This window comes from Stenotrophomonas sp., assembly GCF_032056425.1.
GTDB lineage: Bacteria > Pseudomonadota > Gammaproteobacteria > Xanthomonadales > Xanthomonadaceae > Stenotrophomonas.
This window is the reverse complement of record NZ_DAMBCN010000003.1, coordinates 14,509-40,613: the sequence shown is the minus strand read 5'-3', so window position 1 is coordinate 40,613 and position 26,105 is coordinate 14,509. Positions and strand designations below refer to the sequence as shown.

General features: G+C 67.0%; 23 protein-coding genes and 1 riboswitch. Of the genes, 8 read left to right on the top strand and 15 right to left on the bottom strand.

Annotated features, from left to right (window positions below; translation table 11 throughout):
* Window positions 1–16: 16 nt before the first annotated feature.
* Together RTY46_RS02970 and RTY46_RS02965 are read right to left on the bottom strand one after the other, a co-directional pair.
* On the bottom strand, window positions 17–523 hold the full coding sequence (locus tag RTY46_RS02970) for a fimbrial protein (RefSeq protein ID WP_312706601.1): 507 nt from the start codon (window positions 521–523) through the stop codon (window positions 17–19).
* Window positions 523–2,967: a fimbria/pilus outer membrane usher protein gene (locus RTY46_RS02965; protein WP_312706600.1), complete on the bottom strand. Its 2,445-nt coding sequence runs from the start codon at window positions 2,965–2,967 to the stop codon at window positions 523–525. The genes RTY46_RS02970 and RTY46_RS02965 overlap by 1 nt, the downstream gene beginning before the upstream one ends.
* A gap of 254 nt (window positions 2,968–3,221) precedes the next feature.
* On the opposite strand from RTY46_RS02965, the gene RTY46_RS02960 reads away from it, so the two are divergent.
* Entirely contained in the window at window positions 3,222–3,731 is a 510-nt protein-coding gene (locus RTY46_RS02960) for a fimbrial protein (RefSeq protein WP_312706599.1), read from the top strand.
* 70 nt (window positions 3,732–3,801) lie between these two features.
* On the top strand, window positions 3,802–4,509 hold the full coding sequence (locus tag RTY46_RS02955) for a fimbria/pilus periplasmic chaperone (protein WP_312706805.1): 708 nt from the start codon (window positions 3,802–3,804) through the stop codon (window positions 4,507–4,509).
* A gap of 62 nt (window positions 4,510–4,571) precedes the next feature.
* On the opposite strand, the gene RTY46_RS02950 is transcribed toward RTY46_RS02955, so the two are convergent.
* The 6 genes from RTY46_RS02950 to RTY46_RS02925 form a co-directional block, all read right to left on the bottom strand.
* Window positions 4,572–5,540, bottom strand: a complete 969-nt coding sequence (locus RTY46_RS02950) for a fimbrial protein (protein WP_312706598.1) — start codon at window positions 5,538–5,540, stop codon at window positions 4,572–4,574.
* Between the two features lie 187 nt (window positions 5,541–5,727).
* Window positions 5,728–6,684 (bottom strand): thiamine-phosphate kinase, encoded by a 957-nt coding sequence (gene thiL / locus RTY46_RS02945; protein WP_312706804.1) that lies wholly within the window; start codon window positions 6,682–6,684, stop codon window positions 5,728–5,730.
* A 106-nt stretch (window positions 6,685–6,790) separates the two neighbouring features.
* Window positions 6,791–7,270: a transcription antitermination factor NusB gene (gene nusB / locus RTY46_RS02940; RefSeq protein WP_108748505.1), complete on the bottom strand. Its 480-nt coding sequence runs from the start codon at window positions 7,268–7,270 to the stop codon at window positions 6,791–6,793.
* Entirely contained in the window at window positions 7,267–7,734 is a 468-nt protein-coding gene (gene ribH / locus RTY46_RS02935) for a 6,7-dimethyl-8-ribityllumazine synthase (protein WP_004143439.1), read from the bottom strand. Before ribH ends, nusB begins: the two co-directional genes overlap by 4 nt.
* Window positions 7,735–7,880: 146 nt before the next feature.
* On the bottom strand, window positions 7,881–8,981 hold the full coding sequence (gene ribB / locus RTY46_RS02930) for a 3,4-dihydroxy-2-butanone-4-phosphate synthase (protein ID WP_312706597.1): 1,101 nt from the start codon (window positions 8,979–8,981) through the stop codon (window positions 7,881–7,883).
* Window positions 8,978–9,604: a riboflavin synthase gene (locus RTY46_RS02925; RefSeq protein ID WP_312706596.1), complete on the bottom strand. Its 627-nt coding sequence runs from the start codon at window positions 9,602–9,604 to the stop codon at window positions 8,978–8,980. The genes ribB and RTY46_RS02925 overlap by 4 nt, the downstream gene beginning before the upstream one ends.
* Before the next feature lie 77 nt (window positions 9,605–9,681).
* Window positions 9,682–9,826: riboswitch (FMN riboswitch) on the bottom strand.
* Between the two features lie 247 nt (window positions 9,827–10,073).
* Between RTY46_RS02925 and RTY46_RS02920 the strand changes: the two genes are divergently transcribed.
* The 3 genes from RTY46_RS02920 to RTY46_RS02910 all read left to right on the top strand — a co-directional run bounded on the left by RTY46_RS02920 (window position 10,074) and on the right by RTY46_RS02910 (window position 12,928).
* The gene (locus tag RTY46_RS02920; protein WP_312706595.1) at window positions 10,074–10,697 is read left to right on the top strand and encodes an outer membrane beta-barrel protein; all 624 of its coding nucleotides are present in this window, start codon (window positions 10,074–10,076) and stop codon (window positions 10,695–10,697) included.
* Window positions 10,698–10,799: 102 nt separating this feature from the next.
* Window positions 10,800–11,681: a hypothetical protein gene (locus RTY46_RS02915; RefSeq protein WP_312706594.1), complete on the top strand. Its 882-nt coding sequence runs from the start codon at window positions 10,800–10,802 to the stop codon at window positions 11,679–11,681.
* A 512-nt stretch (window positions 11,682–12,193) separates the two neighbouring features.
* A complete protein-coding gene (locus RTY46_RS02910) occupies window positions 12,194–12,928 on the top strand; it encodes a hypothetical protein (RefSeq protein ID WP_312706593.1) in 735 nt (244 codons plus the stop codon).
* A gap of 84 nt (window positions 12,929–13,012) precedes the next feature.
* On the opposite strand, the gene ribD is transcribed toward RTY46_RS02910, so the two are convergent.
* The 5 genes from ribD to glyA all read right to left on the bottom strand — a co-directional run bounded on the left by ribD (window position 13,013) and on the right by glyA (window position 17,085).
* Window positions 13,013–14,098 (bottom strand): bifunctional diaminohydroxyphosphoribosylaminopyrimidine deaminase/5-amino-6-(5-phosphoribosylamino)uracil reductase RibD, encoded by a 1,086-nt coding sequence (gene ribD, locus RTY46_RS02905; protein WP_312706592.1) that lies wholly within the window; start codon window positions 14,096–14,098, stop codon window positions 13,013–13,015.
* A 96-nt stretch (window positions 14,099–14,194) separates the two neighbouring features.
* On the bottom strand, window positions 14,195–14,716 hold the full coding sequence (gene nrdR / locus RTY46_RS02900) for a transcriptional regulator NrdR (protein ID WP_108748499.1): 522 nt from the start codon (window positions 14,714–14,716) through the stop codon (window positions 14,195–14,197).
* Between the two features lie 95 nt (window positions 14,717–14,811).
* Window positions 14,812–15,246: a hypothetical protein gene (locus tag RTY46_RS02895; RefSeq protein ID WP_312706591.1), complete on the bottom strand. Its 435-nt coding sequence runs from the start codon at window positions 15,244–15,246 to the stop codon at window positions 14,812–14,814.
* Complete coding sequence (locus RTY46_RS02890) at window positions 15,239–15,706, bottom strand: hypothetical protein (RefSeq protein ID WP_312706590.1); 468 nt, start codon at window positions 15,704–15,706, stop codon at window positions 15,239–15,241. The genes RTY46_RS02895 and RTY46_RS02890 overlap by 8 nt, the downstream gene beginning before the upstream one ends.
* Window positions 15,707–15,831: 125 nt before the next feature.
* A complete protein-coding gene (gene glyA, locus RTY46_RS02885) occupies window positions 15,832–17,085 on the bottom strand; it encodes a serine hydroxymethyltransferase (protein WP_108748496.1) in 1,254 nt (417 codons plus the stop codon).
* A gap of 285 nt (window positions 17,086–17,370) precedes the next feature.
* On the opposite strand from glyA, the gene RTY46_RS02880 reads away from it, so the two are divergent.
* The gene (locus RTY46_RS02880) at window positions 17,371–20,943 is read left to right on the top strand and encodes an autotransporter domain-containing protein (RefSeq protein ID WP_312706589.1); all 3,573 of its coding nucleotides are present in this window, start codon (window positions 17,371–17,373) and stop codon (window positions 20,941–20,943) included.
* A 103-nt stretch (window positions 20,944–21,046) separates the two neighbouring features.
* Here the strand turns inward: RTY46_RS02880 and RTY46_RS02875 are convergent, their stop codons facing one another.
* Entirely contained in the window at window positions 21,047–21,529 is a 483-nt protein-coding gene (locus RTY46_RS02875) for an RcnB family protein (RefSeq protein WP_312706588.1), read from the bottom strand.
* Window positions 21,530–21,783: 254 nt separating this feature from the next.
* On the opposite strand from RTY46_RS02875, the gene ettA reads away from it, so the two are divergent.
* Window positions 21,784–23,448, top strand: a complete 1,665-nt coding sequence (ettA, locus tag RTY46_RS02870; protein WP_108748493.1) for an energy-dependent translational throttle protein EttA — start codon at window positions 21,784–21,786, stop codon at window positions 23,446–23,448.
* A gap of 92 nt (window positions 23,449–23,540) precedes the next feature.
* Window positions 23,541–24,857, top strand: coding sequence for an NCS2 family permease (locus RTY46_RS02865; protein WP_312706587.1), 1,317 nt, complete (start codon window positions 23,541–23,543; stop codon window positions 24,855–24,857).
* Between the two features lie 110 nt (window positions 24,858–24,967).
* Here the strand turns inward: RTY46_RS02865 and bcsZ are convergent, their stop codons facing one another.
* Window positions 24,968–26,101 (bottom strand): cellulose synthase complex periplasmic endoglucanase BcsZ, encoded by a 1,134-nt coding sequence (gene bcsZ / locus RTY46_RS02860; RefSeq protein WP_312706586.1) that lies wholly within the window; start codon window positions 26,099–26,101, stop codon window positions 24,968–24,970.
* Window positions 26,102–26,105: the final 4 nt, after the last annotated feature.

The following is a 26,105-nucleotide window of genomic DNA, read 5'->3' as shown; positions in this document are numbered from 1 at the left end:
CCGGCCCTGCGCCGACTCATTCGTAGGTCGCCGTCACGGTGATCTCCGCCGCCACCACACCGCCTCTGGCTGCCGCCAGCGCCGGTACGTAGTAGCCGGCGCGCAGCGGGAAGCTCGCCGTCGCACCGCTGACAGTAACGGTGATGCCGGTGTCGCCATTCTTCAGGTAGGTGTTGCCGGTGGCACCCTGCTTCAGGGCTACGGTGACACCACTGGCCGGATCGGTGGCTGCGGTGTTCTGCCAGCGCTGCGCATCACCGGTTGCAGCGGTACCGGCAAAGCTCAGTTTGGCCCGGGCCACGCCCACGCAGCCGGTGAAGTTGAGCGTGCCCGCCTTCAGGCCGTTGTCGCCCACCACCAGCGCGTCGGCCTTGATCGGGTCAAGGTCGATGGCGGGCGCAGCCAGGGTGCAGGTACCGGGCAGCACGCGGCCGCTGATGGTCAGGGTGGCGGTGTCGGCCAGGGCGGCCGGAGCAAAGGCCGCCAGACCCAACAGGGTGGCGGCGCGCAGGACAAGCAACATCAGGGAATCCTCTTGGAAGTGGATGGAAGGCCGGTCACCAAGGGCTGGCAGCGGGCGTGGGTCCAGTACAGGCCATAGCTGTCCGGTGCGTCGGGCATCTGGTACTGCAGGCGGCAGGCGTGCGTGCCCGCCGGGTCGATCAGCAGCTCGCCGCGGTCGTCCGCGCCGCGCAGTTGGATCACCCCGCCCTGCCCGACCGCACCGGCCGGTGCGCCGCTGGCAGTCGTCACCTCGGCGGCAAACGGCAGCGGTTGACCCAGCGCGTCGGTGGCATCGATGAACAACGTGCGCTGGCGGCGTACCTCGAATGGCACCCGCACAATGCTGCCGGCGGTGGGCGCCACCTGGTAGGAGGTGCGCATCAGTTCCACTTCCATCGGCAGGCCTGAGGGATCCAGTTCAATGCGGTTCCAGCGGTAGGGGCTGACATGCGGAAGCAGCGCGTAGCCATTGCGGCCGATGCGGACATCGGCAGTGCCGCCCACCTGTGCGCCCTCAGCGCAGGCGGCATGCACCAGTGCGAAACCCTCGCCCACCGGCGGCCCGGCCAACACGCCGCCGCCGTGCAGCACCAGGCTGCCGGAAGCGCCGAGGCTCTGGCTGCGGTACTGGCCCAAGCGGCTGTAGCTGGCGTTGAGATGGGCACGCGGGCCCAGGTAGCTGGCATACGCACCGTGGCTGCGTGTCCCCGTGTCGCCGCTGCCGGTGGATGCGGACAGCCCGTAGCTCAGCGCGCGACGCTCACCCAGTACGCCGTTCACACCCACCTGCGTCTGGCTGCCGCTGCCCGCATGGCTGACCTGGCTGCTCAACCGTGGTGCCGTATCCGCGCGCCCCAGCGGTACGCTCAGGGTGAACGCATAGCGTGTATCCAGACCACCTTCGCCCCGTCGGTAGCGCTGCGCGGACAGCCCATAGTTGACCCGGCCAGCCACGCTCTGGAACCCCAGCTGGAAATCGTTCTGCCTGCGCGTGCTGTTCCAGTAGGCGACGTGGCCGCCACTGAGGTACAGCGAACTGCGCGCCCCCAACCGTTGGGTGAAATTGACCTGGTAGCGCTGGCGGGCACGGCCCATCGCGCCCCAATCGTCGGCCTGCGCACGCGCGGCATCGTGCAGGCTGAGGAAGCCCTGGGTGCTGTAGCGGTAGGCCGCCAGGCCGAAGTTGCTGCCGGTACGCGCGAGGTAGCGCTGGTAGTTCAGCCGGTAGCTGTTGCCCGCAGTGACCGCCTGGCCATGCAGGCGCACGCGCGAGTGGGTGATGTCGGCGCCGAACGCACCCACACGGGTATTGACTGCCGCACCTGCCAGCACCGCGTGGTAGTCCTGTGCGATCTGCGCGCCACCCAGCAGAGTCAGGTGATTGCTGATGCCACGCGCATAGGTGCCCTCGGCAAATTGCAACGATTCGATGGCGATACCGGTATCGCGCAACTGGCCGGCCGTCGCGCTCAGCCGTGATGCACCCGCGCGCAGCGCCTGGGGTACCGCCGAGAAATTCACCGTGAACTGCTGCTGGCGGCCATCGGCCTCGGTGACCGTGACCTGCAGGTCACCACCGAAATGGGTGGGGTACAGATCTTCGATGGAAAACGGACCCGGCTGCACGTTCACTTCATGGATGAGCACGCCGTTCTGCAGGATGCTCACCCGTGCATTGCTTTCGGCAATACCGCGCACCACCGGCGCGAAGCCGCGCAGCGAATCGGGCAGCATGCGTTCATCGCTGGCCACCCTCACACCGGTGAATGCCACACTGTCGAACAGTTCACCGCCGGTGTGGCCCTGGCCCAGCAGCAGCTGGCTGTTCCAGCCCGGCAGATCATGCTGCAGCTGGCTGCTGATGACGTTCTGCCGGGTACCGGCGTCGGTACGGCTGAACGAGGTGCGGTGGCGCAGCCGCCAGCCACCCACGTTGAGCCCGGCATGCACACCAAGATAGCTGCTGTCGGTGCCGTTGCTGCGCTGGTGGTTGGCGCTGTAGTCGATGAAGGCAGCGGTAATGCCGGCATCGCGTTGCGCCGGTGCCACGTAGCCGCGCGCGGCCTGCGCCTGGGCCGCCTGTGGCACGCTGATCGACAGGCGGAGCGTGCCGCTGTCGAACGCGACCGTGGCACCTTCCACCTGCGCGGCAAGATCCACGCAGCCCGAACCTGCCTGCAGGGCCTGCAGGTACTGCGCCTTCAATGGCAGCAGCTGCAGGAGGTCCAATGGCAGGCAGGGCTGGGCGATGTGCGGGTCTGGGCCTGGCTCGAAGCGGAGATCGCGCGACTGCAGGAACTGGTCGTTCACGTACACATCCACCGCGTGGATGCCGGCAGCCACCGGATTGCCATTGGCGTAGCGCGTCATGTCGATGGCCTGCCCACCCAGCAGGAAGCCATCGCTGAACTCCAGCGTTGACTCGGGCGCGGCAAGCGCAGGCGAAGCGAGCGACAGGGCCACGGCCGCAGGTAGCACACGGTGGCGCCCAACGCAGGGTGCAAGTCTCATGACGGAAGACCCGCAGCAGACTGCGGGCGTGATGCAGGGGAATGAGGAGACTAGGGGGTGCGTGCGGGCGAGCACATGCAATTCGTTGCAAAAGCGCGCAGATCCCTGCGATTTGCAACTTCTTTCATTCCGGCGCGCACGCGTCACGCCGAGACTTCCGGCGGTGCCGTTCCATGGCACGCCCCTTTTCCTGGAGACCCACTCCCATGCAATTGAAACCCGCAGCGCTCGCCCTGTCCCTGCTGCTTGCAGCTCCGTCAGCCTTTGCCGAGAAGCTGGAAATCACCGGCGAACTGCTGGCCTCGACCTGCTCGGTCGCCTCCACCGGCGGTGCCGTCACCGTGCCGATGGGCAAGGTCGACCTGGTATCGGTGAATGCCGACACCCGTGCCGGCCAGAAGAACTTTTCCATCCTGCTGGACTGCACCGCTTCGGGTGCTGCACAGGAAGTTGGCGTGCGCTTCGGCGGCACCGTCGATGGCGCCACCGGCAACCTCGCCCTCACGGCCGCCTCCACGGCAGGCAATGTGGGCGTAGCGCTGTACGACGCCGGCGGCAACCACCAGAAGATCGGTGAGGATCCCAGCCAATGGGTGACCATCCCGGCCGGCGGCAGCGGCCAGCTGGACTACAGCGCCTGGTATGCCTCGCCCGCGAAGAACGCGACCGCCGGCACCGCCAACGCCTCTGGCGATTTCGTCGTGCTCTACAAGTAAGCCCCGCACCGGCCCTGCCTGCGCGCCGGGCCGGTGCCCTCCAATGAGGTGAACCATGAAATGCCACGCCATGCCGTGGATGCACGCGCTTGTGCTGGCGCTCGTTGCGCTGCCGGCCTCGGCGGCCGTGACCCTGCAGGGTACGCGCATCGTGCACGACGCCAGCAAGGGCCGCGATGTGACGGTGCGCGCCAGCAACACCGGCCAGCACCCGGCCATGACTCAAGTCTGGATTGACGCGGGCGACAGCCACGCGCGGCCGGAAGATGCACGCACCCCATTCCGCCTGACCCCGGCCGAGCCCCGCCTGCTGCAGCCGCAGCAGAGCCAGGCCTACCGGCTGACCTATGCGCCACGTCCGTCGGAGGACGTGCTGCCTGCCGACCGTGAGTCGGTGTTCTACTTCAACCTGCTGGACATCCCACCCAAGCCAACCGATGCGGCCGACAGGAATCTGCTGCAGTTTGCCGTGCGCACGCGGGTGAAGCTGTTCCACCGCCCGGCCGGCCTGGCCGGTGAGGCGCGCGATGCGGCCGGCCTGCTGCAGTGGCGCGCCGACGGCGACGCACTGCAGGTGCACAACCCCAGCGCGTACCACGTAACACTGAGCACCGCGACACTGGCCGATGGCCGCAAGGTGGACGTGGACATGGTGGCACCGGGCGCCACGGCACGGTTCCCGTTGCCGGCGGGCGGCGCCGTGCCGGCAACGCTGCGCTTCCAGTGGCTGGATGATTACGGCACCCCGCGCGATGCCGAGGCCACGCTTGCGCGCTGAGCGCGGTTGGGGTCGGATCCCTTTGCAACGCAAAGGGCTCTGACCCCACTGGGTTCAACACGTCAACGATAGGTCGCGGTCAACACCGCTTCGCCGATGATGGCCCCTGGGGCCAGCGCATCGGCCGTGCGCAGATAGCGGGCGTGAAAGCCGATCGGCTGGCTGCCCTTTGCCGACCAGCCATGCGACCACGCCTGCCCGAACGACAGCGGCACACCGCCGCGCAGTATCTGCACCCGCACGCCCGTTGCATCGGAGCCGGCCGCAGGCGCCAGCAGACTGCCGGTATTGGCCGGGTCATTGGCATCGGCCATGCTGAAACTCACATCCACGTTCGCACTCGGGCAGGCCATCAGTACGTCGAAGTCCACGCCTTTGGCGTTGTCGCCCGGGCTGGCCAGTTCATTGGCGATCACCTCATCGAGCACCAAGGTGTGGTCCGTCAGTGCACAGGTGACCGGCGGCACGTTGAACCCCAGGGAGATCGGCGTCTGCAGCCGCTGCGTGGGATCGGCCACCGGCCATGCCTCCACGCTGCCCAGGTGCCGGTACGGCACGCTTTCCATGGCGCCACCGCGCAGGAAGTAGCGGATCATCACCCCGGCGTCGACGCTGCCTTCTGCGGGACGTGACGGACCGCGCACGGTCTGCGCTGTCCCGACGCGAATGGTATGCGGCGCGTCATCGCCCATCTGGTAGAGCATGCCGATCAACGGCGAGCGGTCGCTGAATCCATACGCGGCATAGGTATTCCCGTCGTAGACGATGTCACGCACATAGGTGAGTCCGGCCAACGGCGCGTTGATCACGAATTCGGACACGCCCGCAGGGCAGCGATAGGCGCTGGCGAGGTAGCCACCGGTACCGGCGAAGTAGCGGTCAGGCAGGTCCAGGTTGGGTACGGTGCGATTGTCATCCAGCACCTGGTCACCTGGAGACTGACGCTGACAGGCCATGGCCGGCGCAATGGCCAGCAGCGGCAACAGGGTGCAGGGCAGCGCGTGGCGCGCCAGCGAACGAAAGCAATGCATGTTGCGCGACTCCTGCGCAGCGGCCGCAGCGCACACGCGCCTGCGCTGCCACGCATAGGGGGGAGATCACAGAGTCTAGGCGGGGCCGCTGCGGACGCCCATGCAAAAGCTTGCAAAATGACAGGCCGGGATCGAGGCTGGGGTCAGCCCTTTGCGTTGCAAAGGGATCCGACCCCGCGCCGGCATGTCAGGCGAAGTGCTGGTAACCGCCGCTGGCGACTTCACCATCCACCTGCACGCCCTGCCCTTCGGTGATGCGACCGACGCGGGTCAGCGGCACATCCAGCGATTCGGACAGGTACAGCAGCGCGTCGCGCTGGTCGGCGGCGGCGGTGAAACACAGTTCGTAATCATCACCACCGCGCAGCGCGCACTCGCGGGCACCGTCGCGGCCCAGCAGGCCACGCAGCTCCGGCGAGATCGGCAGCACGTCCGCATCGATATGTGCCGCCACGCCACTACGCGTGGCGATATGGCCGAGGTCGGCCACCAGCCCATCGGACAGATCCACCGCGGCATGCGCGAAGGCACGCAGGCGCAGGCCGAGGGTGACGCGCGGGGTGGGACGCAGCAGGCGCAGGCGCAGGGTTTCGTAGTCACCCAGCAGGGTGGCCGTGGCCACGTCCAGCGCACCCTGCTGCCACAGCTTCAGTGCACCGGCGGCATCGCCGATCGTGCCACTCACCCAGACGTCGTCGCCGACCTGGGCGCGGTCGCGGCGCAGGGCCTGGCCACGGCCGACCTGGCCCATCGCAGTCACGGCCAGCGACAGCGGGCCACGCGTGGTGTCGCCACCGATCAGCGCGATGTCGTGCTGGTCGGCCAGGGCGAAGAAGCCTTCGGCAAACGCGTCGATCCACTCTTCACTGGTGTCCGGCAGCGACAGCGCCAGCGTGCACCACGCCGGGCGCGCGCCCATCGCTGCCAGATCGGACAGGTTGACCGCCAGGGTCTTCCAGCCAATGTCGTAGGCCGGGGTTTCGGCCGGGAAGTGCACGCCGCTGTTGAGCGTATCGGCGGTGACCACCAGTTGCTCATTCGCACGCGGCTGCAGCAGTGCCGCGTCATCGCCAATGCCGAGCGGGATGTCGTCGCGCTCGGTGGTACGTGCGCGGATACGGTCGATGAGGGCGAATTCGGCCAGGGACATGGGGCGCTCCCGAGGTAATGGCGGTATCAGGCATCGGTGCCAACCAAGGTTGGCACCTACCAGAGGCGGTGTCAGGGCATCCGCCAGAGGCAGAAACGGGTCAGTGACCCGATTCGACCTTGCGCCATTCCACGGCGGCGCGATCCAGCACGCCGTTGACGTAGGTGTGGCCATGCTCGGAGCCGAAACGCTTGGCCGATTCGATGGCTTCGTTGATGACCACGCGGTACGGCACGTCCAAGCGGTAGCGCAGCTCGTAGCCGGCCAGGCGCAGCACGGCGCGTTCGATGGCATCCACTTCTTCGATGCCACGGTCCAGGTACGGCGCCAAGGCTTCGTCGATGTCACGACGGTTGTCCAGCACGCCATGCACCAAGGCTTCGAAATAGGCCAGATCGGCGATTTCGCGGGCCTGCTCGTGGGCGAACTGGGCGATCAGCGACTGGCCGTTGCCACCGGAGATCTGCCACGCGTAGAGCGCCTGCACGGCGCGACGACGGGCGCGCGAACGCAGCACCGGGTCGATGCCATCGCGGCGGACGGGTTTACCGGAGGGCTTGCCCTGGGTGTTCTTGTTCATGGCAGTTGCTCCAGCAGATTGACCATTTCCAGTGCGGCGAGTGCGACTTCTTCACCCTTGTTGCCATGGCTGCCACCGGCGCGGGCCTCGGCATCCTCGGCGCGTTCCACCGCCAGCACGCCGTTCAGCACCGGCACGCCGAAATCCAGCTGCACGCGCATCAGGCCTTCGGCGCAGCGGTCGGCCACGTGTTCGTAGTGGCGGGTGTCGCCACGGATGACGCAGCCCAGGGTGAGGATGGCGGCGTGTTCATGGGCAGCGGCCAGGCGCGCGGCGACCAGCGGCAGTTCCCAGGCACCCGGCACGCGGATCACGTCGATGTTGGCTTCGGCAATGCCGTTGCCGGCCAGGCTCTGGCGGGCGCCAGCAACCAGGGTATCGGTGATGCGGGCGTTCCAGCGGCTGGCCAGGATGGCAAAGCGCGCCGACTCGGGGGTGCGAAGATCGCCTTCGTAGTGGCTCATATGCGGCTTGGGGGGTTCGATAAGGGGGTAATTCTAGCGTGGATGGGCCCCGGCCGTGGTTGGCGGGGTCTGGCATCCGCCGGGCATGGCCCGGCGCTACCGGGGTCGGATCCCGCGCCGCGGGCTCCGACCCCATTGGGCGGCCGTTACAGGGTCACCGTCTCCACCACTTCCAGGCCGTAGCCGGACAGGCCGACCTGGCGGCGCGGGGTGCCCAGCACGCGCAGCTTGCCCAGGCCCAGGTCGGACAGGATCTGCGCGCCGGCACCGTTGCGGCGCCACTGGCCCACGTCCTTGTCCTTGCCCGGCACCACCGGTGCCGGCTGCTGGCGCAGGCGGGCCAGCAGGGCCTCGCCGTCGCGCGGGGCCGACAGCACCACCATCACGCCGGCGCCTTCAGCGGCAATCGCGCGCAGGGCATCGGTGGCGGCCACGCCGAAATCATCGCGGCGCCAGTGCAGCAGGTCGGCCAGCGGGTTTTCCACCTGCACCCGCACCAGGGTCGGGGTGTCGGCATCGGGGGTGCCGCGCACCAGGGCGAAATGCAGGTCGTGGGCGATGCGGTCGCGGTAGGTGACCAGCTTGAACGGGCCGAATTCGGTGTCGATGTCGCGCTCGTCCACGCGCTCGACGGTCTTTTCGGTGGCCAGGCGGTAGGCGATCAGATCGGCGATGGAGCCCATCTTCAAACCGTGCTCGCGGGCGAATACTTCCAGTTCCGGGCGGCGCGCCATGCTGCCGTCGGGGTTCAGGATTTCCACCAGCACGCCGGCCGGCTCCAGCCCGGCCAGCATGGCCAGGTCGACGCCCGCTTCGGTGTGGCCGGCGCGGGTCAGCACGCCGCCGGGCTGGGCGATCAGCGGGAAGATGTGGCCCGGCTGGTGCAGGTCGGCCGGCTTGGCATTGGGCTTCACCGCGGTGCGGATGGTGTGGGCGCGATCGTGGGCGGAGATGCCGGTGGTCACGCCTTCGGCCGCTTCGATGCTGACGGTGAAGTTGGTCTGGAACTGCGCGGTGTTGGACTGCACCATCGGCGCCAGGCCCAGATCGGCCGCGCGCGTGCGGGTAAGGGGCAGGCACACCAGGCCACGGCCGTGGGTGACCATGAAATTGATGTCCGACGGCTTGACCAGCTCGGCGGCCATGATCAGGTCGCCTTCGTTCTCGCGGTCTTCGTCATCGACGATGACGACCATGCGGCCCTGGCGGATGTCTTCGAGGATCTCGGGGATCGGGGCGAAATTCATGCGGCATCTCCCTGCGGGTGCTGACCGTTGGCCGGCACACCGATCAAGCGCTCTACGTAACGAGCGACCAGATCGATTTCAAGATTGACCGCGCTGCCAACGCCGGTGGCGGAGAAGCCGGTGTTGGCCACGGTGTGCGGGATCAGGGCGACTTCGAAACCTTCGTCGTCCACTTCGTTGACGGTGAGGCTGACGCCGTCCACGCAGATCGAGCCCTTCTTGGCGATGTAGCGGCGCAGCGCGGCCGGCGCGGCGAAACGCCAGCGCTGCGCGCGTGCATCTTCGTGGATGGACAGGACCTGGCCGAGGCCATCGACGTGGCCGCTGACCAGATGGCCGCCAAGGCGGTCGGTCGGGCGCATGGCGCGTTCGAGGTTGATGACCGCACCTTCAGCCAGCTGGCCGAGCGTGGTCAGGCCCAGGGTCTCGGTGGACGCATCGGCCTGGAAGCTGCTGGCGTCGAATGCGATGACGGTGAGGCAGACACCGTTGATGGCGATGCTCTCGCCCATCTGCACGTGGTCGAACGGCAGGTTGCCGACGTTGAAGGTGAAGCGGACATCGCCGCCGATGGCTTCGCGTGCGGCCAGACGGCCGACGCCTTCGATGATTCCAGTAAACAAGAAACGTTCTCCGCGGAAAGTGAGCGAAAAACGCCGCAAGGCAAACAGGCGGGCGCAGGGCCGCGAAGGCCCTGTGGCACCGTCTTCTTTCATCCGGACTATACCGTCGGCTCCGGCATTGGACCGGATCTGCTGACCCCCGGCCGTGGGCCGGGGCGCTCGCGGGCTCGTGCTTGCGCACCTACCGCCGGTGGGGAATCGCACCCCGCCCTGAAGACGTTTGTGTACCGGCGAACCGGCGCGCCCAGTGTACCAGCCCGGCCTGAACGGGGTGCCCAAGGGGTCGGGTCCCATTGCACAGCAATGGGCTCTGACCCCAGGCGCGCCCTGCTCGCCCGCCCCAGCTGTGACGGGCGTCGCTCGCAATCTGTAAATTTTTCATTAAACTTCCGGTTCGGACGACATGACGTCGCCACGGGCTGCCACGACGGTATCCCGCCAATGGACTGAATTTCTTACAGGAACCTCCATGCGCAAGATCCTGATCGTGGCCGCCCTGCTGGCCGTTGCCCCGCTGTCGGCCCAGGCCGAAGCCCTGAGCTACACCTACGTTGAAGGTGGCTGGACCCAGTTCAAGACCAGCGACGATGAGCTGAACGATCCGAAGATCGACGGTGGCTACGTGCGCGGTTCGATCGCGCTGGCCGAGCAGGTGCATGTGTTCGGTGGCTGGAACTACGCCAGCAAGTCCTACGACTATGCCTACGGCACCTTCAAGCTGGAACTGAACCAGCCGGAGCTGGGTATCGGTTACCACATGCCCTTCAGCGATCGCGTGGATTACACCGCCGACATCGCCTGGGTGCGCCAGCAGGCCGAACTGACCGTGAAGGACGTGGACTTCGGCCGCCTGAGCAGCAAGGACCACACCAACCTGGTGCGCGCCACCATGGGCCTGCGTGGCAAGCCGTCGCGCATGACCGAAGCCTGGATCAAGGCCGGTTACATGGACGGTGGCAATGACTTCGAAGGCACCTGGGTCGGCTCGGTCGGCGGCCAGATCAACTTCACCAAGACCTGGGGCCTGGTAGGCGAAGTGTCCGGTTACCGCGACGTCACCCAGTTCTCGGCCGGCGTACGCGCCAGCTTCTGATTGCTCGATCCTCGTCGTGTAATCGAACGGGCCCCGCAAGGGGCCCGTTTTTTTTCATGCGGATCGACTAGGCTTGCGCGCCTCTGGAACAGGAAATCCGTCATGAAGACCCCCCTTCGCACCCTGCTGGCCACCGCGTTGATCGGCGCCCCGTTGCTGGCCAGTGCCGCCCCGGCCGCACTGAGCCCGGAACAGACCTTCGACCTGTACGCGCGTGCCCTGCTGGAAGATGACACGGCCGCCACCGCACGCTTGAACGAAGCACTGAAACCGGCCTTCAACGGCGAAGACGCGCTGAGCCCGCCGGCCGGTGCGCTGGCCAAGGCGCTGGCCGAACCGTGGCAGGTGGTGCTGGCCGGTGCTGGCGCCAAGGCCGACCCGGCCGCCGCCGAGGCGATGTACGCCAAGGCCCTGCACGGCTCGCAGTGCCGTGCCACCGGCAGCCAGGTGGAGGACAACGAATACGTGGACGACCAGAAGATCGCCTCGGTGCAGTTCCGCTGCCTGGCGGTGGATCTGACCGCCGTACGCCCGCTGTTCGCCGAAAGCCTGGCCGAAGGCACGCCGGCCACGCGCATCCGCTTCACCGAGGCCTACACCCAGGCCCTGCAGAGCGGCCCGCGCCAGCCGATCACCGGCAGCCTGAAGCTGTACACCGCCAAGGACGGCGCGTACTGGTACAGCGCCAACTTCGACGACCTGATCGGCCCGGTGGTAGGCGCGCTGGCCCCCTTCGACGCGTGGATGCAGGATGCCGCCGCCGCCGAAGCGCCGAAGGTGACCGGCGTACCGGGCTGTGACCTGCTGCTGCTGCAGCACCGCAGCTGCGTAGCGAAGATCGCACCGGAGCAGATCAGCGGCGTGGACGCGATGGCCGAAGAACTGAAGGCAAAGGCGCAGGTGCAGTCGGCCGAGGCAATGACGCAGGAGTGCAAGGCACTGCGCCCGGTGGCTGAAGCGATGTGGACCGACGAATGCGCGTGACACGGTAACGGCGGGCCGCGCGCGATGTGCGCGGCCTTCCAGCCGCACAATCCGGAAGGATTGCATGAATGATCGATGGCTGCGATGGCGATGCTTCGTGATCCCTTTGCCGCCTCACATCGCCATGTTTAGGTCTTTCCTTGCCCGGCCCTCGCGTACGCGAAACCTTGCGCAGCTGGCACTGCTGGCATCATCGGCAAGCGCGGCCAGTTCACCGCCATCGCCGGCAGATGCATCCACGCTGCAGGCCCGCGTCTACCTACAGGGGGATCCGGATGGCACACATTGCATACCGGTAGCGGACTGCTATGGGGAACCACGAAGCCTCGGACGCCGTGCGCGCGGGCAGCAGCGTTCGCGCACCGTGTTGATGGCGCTGATGCCACTGGACACGTGGGACGCCGGCGAAGATGAGGTAGACGTTCCGGCATTGTGCGAGGTCAACTGACGTTATCAGCACAGTTTAGAAAGGCTTGCTTCTTTTACAAATAATTGCATGGAAGCGCAGGTGCGTGTGGTCCACGCTGCCCGCCTTGTTCCGCACGGATTCCATGATGCTGAGGCGCTGTCTGATCGTGCTGCTTGCCTGCGTGACGTTGCCTGGACTGACAATGGAAGCGCCGGCCAAAAACAGTTTCGCAGGATTCGGCGCTATTGATTTCACACTCGAAAGTGCAAGCTCAACCATCAAACCCCATGTAGTTGCCTGCAAAGCACCCGAGAGCTGTGAGAATACGCTGACGGAGCTGGTCTCAATCACCACGGAAGTTGTTGATGTGAATGGAGCGAAACTTGTTCTCATGATGAATAACTGGGGTTTGGGCGGACGCTCTGAGACCGCTTTTTCGAAGCCTGTAGACCATCCACAAGGGGTGTTCTACGTCACGGGATCGCAATTCAACGACGTTGAGCTGACACCAAACAATCTCAGTGGAAAGCTGTCGATTGTGATGACCGATAGTTCCTATCTCCCTGCTGACAGGGAAAGCTTTCACACTTACTGGCTGGTGACCAACACTCCTGTACTGGCCGGGCTCATCTTCACTGCCCCAGATGACGAGAGAAGCGAGGTCAGCATTCCAAAAGGCACGTGTGTAAACATCAAGGCCGAATCCACACGCATGGCAAGCTTATTCAGATACTGCAACAAAAAGAGTGACCTGATTAAAATCCGGCACTTCAAAGAGATTGAAGACAGCGTGCTGAAAGCAGGCGTCACCCCGGAATTGCTGGGATTCAAAGAATAATATCCCTAGAATGGCGGTGCGCTACAGGTACGCGAGTAACGACGCAATGTACAACCACGCAATGCGTTGATGGATCTCACCGCATCACGCGCGCAGCAGCATCCGCAGGTCATCCCCCACCTGGCGCTGGTCGACCACGCGCAGCCGGCGCTGCTGCTCCATCGCTTCAATACCCAGGCCGGCCAGCAGCGGGCGGCCGCTATCGCCCAGCAAGGTAGGCGCCTGGTACAGCAGCAGCTCGTCCGCCCAGCCGCCACGCAGCAGCGCCCCGGCCAGGGTGGCACCGGCTTCGGTGTGCACTTCGTTGATGCCACGCTCGGCCAGCAGTGCCAGCACCGCAGCCAGGTCCAGCCGCCCGTCCACGCTGGCCACACTGGCGAATTCGGCATCGGCTGCGTCCGGTGCACTCACCGCTGCATCATGCAGGTACAGCGTCGGCGCCCCACCCTCGCGCACGCGACTGCATTCCAGCGAGCGCAGGCGCGAATCGAGCACCACGCGCAGCGGCGGCAGCACCTCGGTGTCGGCCAATCGCACGGTCAGCATCGGGTCGTCGGCCAGCACGGTGTCGGCACCGGTCAGGATGGCGCCCGCGCGTGCGCGCCAGTGCTGCACGTCTTCGCGTGCGGCCGCGCTGGTGATCCACTTCGACGTTCCATCGGCCATCGCGGTGCGGCCATCCAGGCTGGCGGCCAGCTTCACCCGCAGCCACGGGCGGTTGCGCTCCACGCGCGACAGGAAGCCCTTGTTGAGTTCGCGGGCCTGCGCGGCCATCAGACCTTCAGCCACTTCGATGCCCGCCGCGCGCAGCAGATCGAAGCCACCGCCATCGACCTGCGGGAACGGATCGCGCATCGCCGCGACCACGCGCGACACACCCGCCTCAATGAGCGCCAGCGCGCACGGCGGCGTGCGCCCATAGTGCGCACAGGGTTCCAGGGTGACGTAGGCGGTGGCGCCCCGCGCTTCGCTGCCGGCCTCGCGCAGCGCGAACACTTCGGCGTGCGGGCCACCGGCTCGCTGGTGCCAGCCCTGCCCGACCACGCGCTCGCCGTGGGCGATCACGCAGCCGACCATCGGGTTGGGGCGGGTGGTGTAGGCGGCACGCTCGGCCAGACGCAGTGCGTTGGCCATGTGCAGGTGGTCGAGGGCGGAGAACGAAGTCGTCATGGCGACATGGTAGCGCCGTCGATCCCGCCGGGCATGGCCCGGCGCTACCGGCGATGCCTGCCTCCGTGCCAACCAAGGTTGGCATCTGCCGGGGCGTCAGCCCTTCTTTTTCTTGGTCAGGGCGATGACATCGCCCAGCAGCTGCAGCTGTTCGGTGCTGGACGGCAGGTCGCGTTCCAGCTTCTCGATCTCCTCGCGGAAATCGGCCACGTCCTCGAAGCTGCGGTAGACCGAGGCGAAGCGCACGTAGCCGACGTGATCGAGCTTGCGCAGTTCGTTCATCACGAACTCGCCCACCTTGATCGAGGGCACTTCGCGTTCGCCGCTGATGCGCAGCTGATGCACCACCGCGCGCACCGCCGCTTCGATCTTTTCTTCCGGCACCGCGCGCTTCTGCAGCGCGCGGTCGAAGCCGGCGCGGACCTTGCGCTGGTCGAACGCCTCGCGCGTGCCGTCGCTCTTGACGATGGCCGGCAGCTTCAGTTCGACGGTTTCCAGCGTGCTGAAACGCTCGTTGCACGCCTCGCACTCACGCCGGCGGCGGATCGTCGCGCCGTCTTCAGAGACGCGCGAATCGATGACGCGGGTATCGGCATGTTGGCAGAAGGGGCAATGCATGGAACGCCTGGCTCAGGGGGCAAACTCACGGCCATGGTCATGGCAGCGTCGCAACGGTACCTGAGAAGGCGGTGGGCGGCAAATGGTTGTCCACGTCACGCCGTGCCAGGGGCCCGGCGCAGCCACAGCAGATGGGCGGCGGGTACCAGCAACGGCGGCCCCAGTACGAGATAGCCCAGCACCTGCCACGGGCTGCCGGTGGCCCAGGCGAACCCGATGTACCCCACCACGCCCAACGCGGCCAGCCCGCCCAGCGCCAAACCGATCCACGGCAGCGCGCGGGCGTGGCGCAATGCCCCACGCCCCTGCCGCAGGTAGCGCACGCTCAGCCACAGCCAGCCAACCAGGCCCGCCAGGCCGGCCGCCGACCACAGGAACAGCACGGCGCCCTCGTCGCCGCGCATGAAGGCGCTGCGGGTGAGGAAGGTATAGACCCCGAAGCCCGCCACCAGCCCGCCGGCCAGCAGCGCGGGCAGCCCGAACAGCAGGCCATGCGCGATGTAGATGCGGCGGTGGACGCGCTCATCCATGATCGGGCCCCTGCGTGGCAGGCGGCGCCGGCACCAGCCAGCGCAGGCAGAACAGCAGGGCGGCGGGCACCAGCAGCGAGGGCCCGGCGAACAGGCTGTTCAATACGGTCAGGCCCAGTTCGGAGAAGTAGGTCAGTGCCAGGACCAGCATGGGCAGCGTGGCGAGCATGCCCAGGGCCAGCAACCACCACCAGCCCACCCAGGCGGCACGCAGTGCGGCGAAGCCACCACGCAACCAGAAGGCACTGAGCATCACCCAGGCCAGCAGGCCCGACAGCCCGGCCAGCCCCCACAGCAACAGCCCGCCGCCCAAGCGCAGGCTGTCTGCATCCACGCGGATGAAGGCGAACACGCCCATCATGGCCGCGATGAAGGCGCCCACGCCGCCCAGCAGCAGGCTGGGCAGGCCAAAGGGCACCGACAGGGCAATGTAAAGACGCTTGAGGTGACGCTCATCCATGCGCGGGGGTCCTGCTGGCGGGGTCAGAGCCCTTTCCTTTGGAAAGGGATCCGACCCCTGGGTTCGGCTGGCGGGGACAGAGCCCTTTCCTTGTGGAAAGGGATCCGACCCCTGCCCTGCTTCGATCAGCCGTAGACCGGGTACTTGCGGCACTGCGCGCTGACGGCATCGCGCACGCGGGCGATGACCGCTTCATCGGCCGGCGCGTCGAGCACATCGGCGATCCAGTTGGCCAGGTCCACGCAGTCCTGTTCGACATAACCGCGGGTGGTGACGGCCGGGGTGCCCAGGCGCAGGCCCGAGGTCACGAACGGCGAACGCGGGTCGTTGGGCACCGAATTCTTGTTGACGGTGATGTGCGCCTTGCCCAGCGCGGCTTCCGCGTCCTTGCCGGACACGTCCTTGCCGATCATGTCCACCAGCATCAGGTGGTTCTGGGTGCCGCCGGACACGATCTTGTAGCCGCGCGCGATGAGCGTGGTGGCCATCGCCTGGGCGTTCTTCACCACCTGCTGCTGATAAGCCTTGAAGCCCGGCTCCAGCGCCTCCTTGAAGGCCACGGCCTTGCCAGCGATGACGTGCATCAGCGGGCCGCCCTGGATGCCCGGGAACACGATCGACTGCAGCTTCTTGACCAGGTCTTCGTCAGCGCCCTTGGCCACGATGATGCCGCCGCGCGGTCCGCGCAGAGTCTTGTGAGTGGTGGAGGTGACCACGTGCGCGTGTTCCAGCGGGCTGGGGTACACGCCGGCGGCAACCAGACCGGCCACGTGGGCCATGTCCACGAACAGGTAAGCACCGACCTTGTCGGCGATGGCGCGGAAGCGCGCCCAGTCGATCACCTGCGAATAAGCCGAGAAACCGGCTACAACCATCTTCGGCTTATGCTCCAGGGCAAGGCGCTCGACTTCGTCATAGTCGATCAGGCCCTGGTCGTTCACGCCGTACTGTACGGCATTGAACAGCTTGCCCGAGGCATTGACCTTGGCACCGTGGGTGAGGTGGCCGCCATGGGCCAGGCTCATGCCGAGGATGGTGTCACCCGGCTGCAGCAGGGCGAAGTACACGGCCTGGTTGGCCTGCGAACCGCTGTGCGGCTGCACGTTGGCGTAGTCGGCGCCGAACAGCTGCTTCAGGCGGTCGATCGCCAGCTGCTCGGCGATGTCCACGTATTCGCAGCCACCGTAGTAGCGCTTGCCCGGGTAGCCTTCGGCGTACTTGTTGGTCAGCTGGCTGCCCTGGGCTTCCATCACGGCCGGGCTGGTGTAGTTCTCGCTGGCGATCAGCTCGACGTGGTCTTCCTGGCGCTGGGTTTCGGCGGCGATGGCCTTGGCCAGTTCGGGATCGTAGGTTTCGATGCGGACGTCACGCGGGAACATCGGTCACTCCAGGCAGTAGGGGGACAGCGGGCCTGCAATTGTAAGCGCGCCGGGGGGCGGCGGCGACCGCAGCCAACGGGGCTTGGCGCGCCGCGCATGGCATGATGTGCTGGCCCTGCTGCGTGCCGGCCCTGCTCAGGACACGCGCTGCGAAAGCCTGACGAATGCCCATCCAACTTCATGAATTGTGATTCGCGCCACTGAAATCATGAACGATTTAGGATAGCAACCCTAAAGCCGGAGGGATCACCGCCGATACGCCCTGTCCAAACAGGGGAAAATCACGTGATCCATTCGTTCCAGGCTTTGCCGGCAGTGACGCTGGCCCAGCGCCGTACCTCCGCCACTGCACGTCGTGCATCCTTGCTCGCGCTGGCCGTCGGGCTGGCCATCAGCGCTGGAGCCCAGGCGGTCAACACCGTTCGCATCGGCGACGGTGACTGGTACAACGCGTCACTCTGGAGTGCCGGTGTGCCCAATGACACCAACTCCGACAACTACGCCTACATCGACGGACATACCGTCAACCTGGCAACAGCCGACACCACGTCCTGGCACGTCTACCTCGGCACCTCGGCCGACGCCGTGTTCGGCATCTCGGGTGTGGGCGGCCTGACCACCGCCACCGCCACGCTGGGCGTCAACGCGGGCCACAAGGGCATTGCCATCGTCCAGGGTACGGACGCTTCGTGGAAGATCAACTATGACATCGGCGTCGGACACAACGGCAGCGGCGAGCTGTCCGTGCTGGGCGGCGCCTACCTGTACACGAAAAATGCCTGGGTCGGCTCGATGGCGGGCAGCGATGGCTTCGTGATGACCGATGGTGCCGGCTCGCTGTGGGACGCAGATGCGATCTACATCGGCAACGCGGGCACGGGCCGCGTACAGATCACCAATGGCGGCAAGGTCAACAGCAACCGGACGCTGATCGGCAGTGCAGCCAACAGCAACGGACTGCTGCAGGTAGCGCAGGGCGGATCGCAGCTGACGACGGGCAGCCTGGGTGTTGGCGTGCACGGCCAGGGCGAGATGATGGTGATGGGGGGCGGCATCGTCAGCAGCGATTCGGCCATCGTGGGTGATGCCGGCGGCACTGGCACGGTCACCGTCAACAACATGGCCTCGCGTTGGTACAACAATGGCCTGCTGACCCTGGGACGCGGCGGTACCGGCGAGTTGTCGGTCTACAACGGGGCCGGCGTCTATTCCAACGGACTGGTGATGGCCGAACAGGGCGGCACTGCGACCCTGACCATCGGCAGCGACGGCGGCATGAACACCACCGGCGCGCAGACTGTGATCGGCCGCAACGGTCAAGCCACGGCCACTATCTCCAGCCGGTTCTTCGCCAGCAATGTGATCCTGGGCGAAGCTGCTGGCAGCCAGGGGCTGGTGCAGCTGAGCGGCTCCAGCGGTGAATGGATCAGCGACGCGTTGGCGCTGGGCGATGCCGGAACCGGCCGTTTCGCGGTGACTGACGGCGCTTCGGCGACCGTCATCGGTTCGATCCTGCTGGCATCGGCCGCCGGCAGCGAAGGCCAGCTGGTGGTAAGCAACAACGGCGTGCTTGTGGTGGGTGACAGCACCTCACTGCTGACCTCGATCAGCACCGGCACCGGTAGCGGCGAACTGCAGCTGTCCGGCGGCGTGCTTCGCAATCCGGGCTGGCTGACGGTTTCCAGCGACATGCGGGTGACCTCCGATTCGCAATTGGATGCGATCGGCAACCTGGACATCCAGGGCAACATCCGCGGCAGTGGCGGTCTGGCAAAGACCGGGACCGGCGTGCTGATGCTCAAGGGTGACAATTCCTTTGCCGGCGACCTGACCATCAACCAGGGCACGCTGTCCCTAGGCGGCAACCAGGCCGCCGGCAACGGTCGCCTGATCTTCGCCGATGGCACCTCGCTGGGCATGGTCAACATGACCACGCTTGCCAACAGCGTGCGCTTGCTGGGCACCACCGACGTACACATTGCCGGCAGTGACAGCGTCACCTTTGCCGGCGGCGTGAGTGGCACGGCCAGCACCGTGCTGGAAAAGCATGGCAGCGGCGAGCTGGTGCTGAGCAGCAGCCCGTTCGCGGGCCAGGTCCACGTGGCAGGCGGCACCGTGCGCGCGGTGGGCAATGCGCTGCCCACCGGCAATATCGAGATCGGCAGCGCAGGCACCTTCCAGACCGACACTACCCGTGTACTGACCTATGCAGGCCAGCTGAGCGGCAGTGGCGTGCTGCGCCAGGGTCGGCATTACCTGGCCCTGACCGGCGACAGCAGCGCCTTCAGCGGCACGGCCTGGGTGAGCGAAGGCCAGCTGGAGGTGGAGGGTCTGCTGGGTGGCCAGGTCAAGCTGGACCAGGGCGCCTGGCTGACCGGCCGTGGCAGCGTGGGCGGTGTGCAGCTGCTGTCCGGCAGCGTGCTGTCGCCGGGCAGTGCGGCGGCCGGTGGCATCGGGCAGTTGCAGGTCAAGGGGGATCTGTCATTCGACAGCAGCAGCCAGTACCGGGTGGATGTCAGCGCCAACGGCCTCAGTGACCACGCGCTGGTGACCGGTCTTGCAACGCTGGGCAATGCCAGCACGCTGGCCGTGGCCACTGACGGCGACTGGCAGGCTTCGACCCGCTATACCGTGCTGACCGCCAACGGCGGCGTGTCGGGTGTTTTCAGCGGCGCCGCCAGCACCCTGGCCTTCCTTGACCCGACCCTGGAGTACGACGCCAACCACGTCTACCTGACCATGCGGCGCAACGACATCGCGATGCCGGACATCGACCTGGCGTTCCCGGATGTGGTGGTGAACAGCAACCAGAAGGCCGTGGCCGGCGCCGTGGAAGCGCTGGGCAGCGGCAACCAGGTGTATGACGCGGTGGTGCGACTGGATGTGGCCGATGTCGTGCCCGCCTTCGACAGCCTGTCTGGCGAGATCCATGCCGCCAACCGCGGCGCCCTGCTGCAGAACCGCTTCCTGCACGATGGCATTGACCGCCACCTGGACGGCGCGGCCATGGCCGGGCAGATTGCGCCGGGCGTGCACGCCTGGGTGGCCGGCAGCAGCAGCCAGCGACGCAGCGACGCCAGCGCGCAGAACGCCGGGCTGCGCACCTCGCAGCACGGACTGATGGCCGGCGCCGGCTGGATGCTCGGCGATGCACTGGAACTGGGCATGGCCGCCGGCCAGCAGCAGCGGGTCAGCCGCCTGGCCCAGCGTGATGCACGCGCCGAGACCGACAGCACCGAGTACGGCGTGTACGGGCAGTACCGCTGGCAGGGCCTGAGCCTGCGTGCGGGCGTCAGCCGCGCCGACTACCGCACCGACAGCACCCGCACCGCGCAGGTCGGCAGCACCCTGTCCGAGGGCCTGGCCGCACGCGAGGACGCCACCGGCACCTCGGCCTTCCTGCGTGCCGGCTGGTCCTTCGGTGGGCCGCGCCTGCAGCTGACCCCGGAACTGGAGCTGGCACAGGTGCGCCTGCGCAGCGACGGCGCCCAGGAACGCGGCGGCCACAGTGCGCTGCAGCTGGATGGCGAAGCCGCCCGCTACCGCACCGGTCTGGCCGCGCTGCGCGCGGACTGGGACATCAGCGGTGGCCAGCGTGACCGTGCGGCGCTGACCGCGCGCGTGGGCTGGCAGGTGGCCGGCGGTGATCGCCTGCCGCAGGTCGCGGCGCGCTTCGTGGACGGTACGCAGGACTTCGGCATTGCCGCTGCACCGCTGGCCCGCCGCAGCGCGCTGGCCCAGGTGGGCGTGGCGGTCAGCCCGACCGACAACAGCCGCCTGTCACTGCAGATGCAGGGGCAGCGCGGCGATGGGCAGCGCGAGGTGGGCGCACAGCTGGATCTGTCGGTGGCGTTCTAAGTACTGGAAGGGGTCGGAGCCTTTTCCGCTGGAAAAGGGTCCGACCCCGTGCTGTTGGGGTCAGAGCCCTTCCTTGCGGAAGGGATCCGACCCCGCCTCTGCATCAGCGGTTGTTGATGATGTAGTCGGCGATGATGCCGGTGGCCACGGCCACCAGCAGCATGTTGCCGCGGTCGTCGCGGATCCAGTGGTGGCCGTACGGCGGGCGGCGCAGGTGGTAGCGCGGGTAGTCGTTCACCACGTAGATCGGGCCACGGTAGTAATCGCGGTAGCGATGCCCACGCTGCCAGCCGTAGCCCGGGCCCGGACCATAGCCGGGGCGGTACACCACGCGCGGCGGCGGGGGGGCCGGATGGTAGTAGCGGCGGTCATGGTCGCGGTGCCAGTCACGGCGCGCATCGCGGCGGTCACGCTCGTAGTCGCGGCGGGCCTCGCGGACGTCGCGGCGGTACTCGCGACGGTCGTCACGGCGGTCTTCGCGCCACTCGCGGCGGTCACGGTGGTCGTTGTCGGCAAACGCCGGGGCGACCGCGCCAAGGGCCAGAACAGAGGCCACGGCTCCGGCCATGATTCGGTTGATGCGCATGAGAAACCTCTGCTTGGGTGGGTGGTGAGGCCAATCTTGCGCATTGCGTCTGAACGGAAATTGGCTGGAAACGCTTCCGATTCTCGGGATGTGACCCAGTATTCAGGCAGCGGCCAGCCCCGGGGCTCGGGGCGGCGCGGGCGGTAAGCGGTTCCGGCTATAATTGGGGGTATTCCATTTCAGTCTGTGCCCGCTGTCGTCCGGGATCTTCCCGCTGACGGACGGGTGCAGGGCCGCGCCCTTACGGAGACCTCATGTCCTCGCAATACATCTACACCATGAACCGCGTGTCCAAGGTGGTCCCGCCCAAGCGGCAGATCATCAAGGACATCTCGCTGTCCTTCTTCCCGGGCGCGAAGATCGGCCTGCTGGGCCTGAACGGCGCCGGCAAGTCCACTGTGCTGAAGATCATGGCCGGCGTGGACACCGATTTCGAGGGCGAAGCCCGCCCGCAGCCGGGCATCAAGGTCGGCTACCTGGCACAGGAACCGGAACTGGACCCGACCAAGACCGTGCGTGAAGCGGTGGAGGAAGGCGTGGGCGAAGTGCTGCAGGCCCAGGCCGCGCTGGAAGCGGTGTATGCCGCCTACGCCGAGGAAGGCGCCGACTTCGACGCACTGGCCAAGGAACAGGAGCGCCTGGAGGCGATCCTGGCCGCCGGCGATGCACATACCCTGGAAAACCAGCTGGACGTGGCCGCCGATGCGCTGCGCCTGCCGCCGTGGGATGCGATCGTGGGCAAGCTGTCCGGTGGTGAAAAGCGCCGCGTGGCACTGTGCCGCCTGCTGCTGCAGAAGCCGGACATGCTGCTGCTCGACGAACCGACCAACCACCTGGACGCCGAGTCGGTGGAATGGCTGGAACAGTTCCTGGCGCGCTATACCGGCACCGTGGTGGCGGTCACCCATGATCGCTACTTCCTGGACAACGCCGCCGAGTGGATCCTGGAACTGGACCGCGGCCGCGGCATTCCGTGGAAGGGCAACTACACCGACTGGCTGACCCAGAAGGATGAGCGCCTGAAGCAGGAAGACAATCAGGAAAAGGCTCGCCAGAAGGCGATCCAGAAGGAACTGGAGTGGTCGCGCCAGAATGCCAAGGGCGGCCGCACCAAGGGCAAGGCCCGTCTGGCCCGCCTGGAAGAGCTGCAGTCGGTGGATTACCAGAAGCGCAACGAGACCAATGAAATCTTCATCCCGCCGGGCGAGCGCCTGGGCAATGCGGTGATGGAGTTCAAGAACGTCTCCAAGAAGTTCGGCGACCGCCTGCTGTTCGACGACCTGAGCTTCCTGGTGCCGGCCGGCGCCATCGTCGGCATCATCGGCCCCAACGGTGCCGGTAAGTCGACCCTGTTCAAGATGATCACCGGCCAGGAAAAGCCGGATTCGGGCGAGATCGTGGTCGGCCCGACCGTGAAGCTGTCCTACGTGGACCAGAGCCGCGACGCACTGGAAGGCAACCACAACGTCTTCCAGGAGATCGCCGGCGGCCTGGACATCCTCAACATCAACGGCATCGAGATCCAGTCGCGGGCCTACATCGGCCGCTTCAACTTCAAGGGCCAGGACCAGCAGAAGATGGTCGGTTCGCTGTCCGGTGGTGAGCGTGGCCGCCTGCACATGGCCAAGACCCTGCTGCAGGGTGGCAACGTGCTGCTGCTCGACGAACCGTCCAACGACCTGGACATCGAAACCCTGCGTGCGCTGGAAGATGCGCTGCTGGAATTCCCGGGCAACACCTTCGTCATTTCGCATGACCGCTGGTTCCTGGACCGCATCGCCACGCATATCCTGGCGTTCGAAGGCGATTCGCACGTGGAGTTCTTCCAGGGCAACTACCGCGAGTACGAAGAAGACAAGCGCCGCCGCATGGGCGACGACGCCGCGCCCAAGCGCCTGCGCTTCAAGGCGCTGAAATAAGCAAGGAAGAACGGCCGCGCTCTGCGCGGCCGTTCTGCATTCTGGTAGGTCACCACCGTTGGTGGTGACACCCAATTGTCGTGAGAACCCCCATGTCCCTGTTCGAACGCCTGTTCCAGCTGCAGCAGCACGGCACCACCGTGCGCACCGAGCTGCTGGCCGGTGTCACCACCTTCCTGACGATGTCCTACATCGTCTTCGTCAACCCGGAAATCCTGGGGACCACGGGCATGGATGCCGGCGCGGTGTTCGTTGCCACCTGCCTGGCCGCGGCGCTGGGTTCGGCGGTGATGGCGCTGGCGGCCAACTTCCCGGTGGGCATGGCGCCGGGCATGGGCCTGAACGCGTTCTTCGCCTTCACGGTGGTCGGTGCCGCAGGCCTGCCGTGGCAGCAGGCACTGGGCGCGGTATTCATCTCCGGGCTGGTGTTCCTGGTGTTGTCGCTGACCGGCGTGCGTGCGTGGCTGGTGGCCGGCATTCCGTCGTCGCTGCGCTCGGCCATCGTGGCCGGCATCGGACTGTTCCTGGCGATCATCGCGCTGCAGAAATCGGGCGTGATCATTGCCAACGAAGACACCCTGGTGGCGCTGGGCCCGCTGAACACCGCGCCGCCGCTGCTGGCGCTGGGCGGCTTCCTGTTGATCGCGATCCTGGAGGCACGCCGCGTGCGCGGCGCCATCCTGATCGGCATCCTGGCGGTGACCGCCGCCGCGTGGGCGCTGGGCGACGTGCAGTTCAAGGGGCTGGTGTCCCTGCCGCCCAGCCTGGCCCCGACCTTCCTGCAGCTGGACCTGCCCGGCCTGCTGCACCACGACGGCGGCGCGCCGATCGCGGTGCTGCTGCAGGTGGTGCTGGTGTTCGTGCTGGTGGAAGTATTCGATGCCACCGGCACGCTGTACGGCGTGGTCGGCCGTGCCGGCCTGCTGAAGCTGCCGGGCGCGCCGAAGCGCTTCGGTCGTGCCCTGCTGGCCGACAGCACGGCGATCGTGGCGGGCTCACTGCTGGGCACCAGCAGCACCACCGCCTTCGCTGAGAGCGCCTCGGGCGTGCAGGTCGGCGGCCGCACCGGGCTGACCGCGCTGGTGGTGTCGGCGCTGTTCCTGGCCGCGTTGCTGTTCTCGCCGCTGGCGGCGATGGTGCCCGGCTATGCCACCGCCCCTGCCCTGCTGTTCGTGGCCGGGCTGATGCTGCGCGAGCTGGTGGAAGTGGACTGGAGCGATCTGACTGAATCGGTGCCGGCGGCGTTGTGTGCGCTGGCCATGCCGTTCACCTATTCCATCGCCAATGGCCTGGCGTTTGGTTTCATTGCCTATGCCGCGCTGAAGGCCGGTACCGGGCGCTGGCGCGAAGTGCACCCGGCGGTGTGGCTGGTGGCAGTGCTGTTCGTGCTGCGCTACGCGTTGGAATGACCGTTGTCTGGGGTCAGAGCCCTTTGCGTTGCGAAGGGATCCGACCCCGTGGCTGCGGTTGGGGTCAGATCCCTTTGCAACGCAAAGGGCTCTGACCCCACATGGGCCCCCTACCCGCGCGGCTGCAGGCGGCCGTCGGCGGCGAAGCGCCAGCGGCCTTCCATCCAGCCACGGCCGAACAGGGTAAGCATCTGCGTGTAGTAGACCGGTTTGGCCGCGCGCTGCTGTTCGACGCTGGGCAGGGTGGCCAGCAGCGCCTGCGCCTGTTGTGATTCCCCCTGTGCCTGCAGGTAGGGCAGCAGCGCGGCACGGAAGCCGTCGTTGCCCTCGCCCTGCCCCTCGCCACTGCGCGTATCCACTTTTTCCCACATCGCCGCGCCGCTGCGCAGGCGCTTCAACGGGCCGGACAACGCCTGCAACTGCGGCCGGAACAATGGGTCGCGCGGCGCTGTCATGCCAGCCCAGGCATAACACCGGATGGCATCGTAGCTGCCCACCGGCCCCTGCACTGGATCCACCACGAACCCGCCCTTGCGCCAGGCCGCCCAGTCCGGCACGAAGCCGTGCGGGCTGCACTGCTGCAGCAGTGCTACGGTGTTGCTGGCCAACACCTGCCACGGCCCCTGCCGGTCCACGGCGGCGAAGCGGCGCAGCAGCGGCAGCGGCAGATAGCTGGGATTGACCCGCGTTGTCTCGTTTTCAATGAACCCCTGCGGGCCGGGCAACAGCATCGGTCCAAGCCCGTCCAGTTCAATGATTTCGCGCGCACGGATCTGCGCCAGCATGCCTTGGCCGATCACCTGCAGCGCCGGCCGCCGCCACAGCCGCGCAGCTTCCAGCAGGGCGTAGGCCAGCCACAGATCCGAGTCGGAGGCGGGGTTGTCGTCCAGCACGCGCCAGGCGCCCTTGCCATCGCGCCCCCACAGCCAGGCCGGCAAGCGTGCGGCCATGTCCCCGCCTGCCAGATTGTCCTGGGTCCAGGCCAGCACCCGATCGAACAGGGCCGGGTCGTTGTCCACCAGGGCGAAGAACAATGCGTAGGACTGCCCTTCCGAAGTACTGCGCTGGTCGTCATGGCTACGGTCGATCATGCGACCGTCTTCGCTCAGGCTGCTGGCCTGCAGCAGCTGCCAGGCCGGCCAGCGCGGTGCTGCGGCGGGTGCGGCACCGGCCAGGCCCAGCAGCGGCAGCGCGGCCACCGTCTGCAGCAGGCGACGGCGCGAGGGATCGGCAGGGTGCGGCATCAAC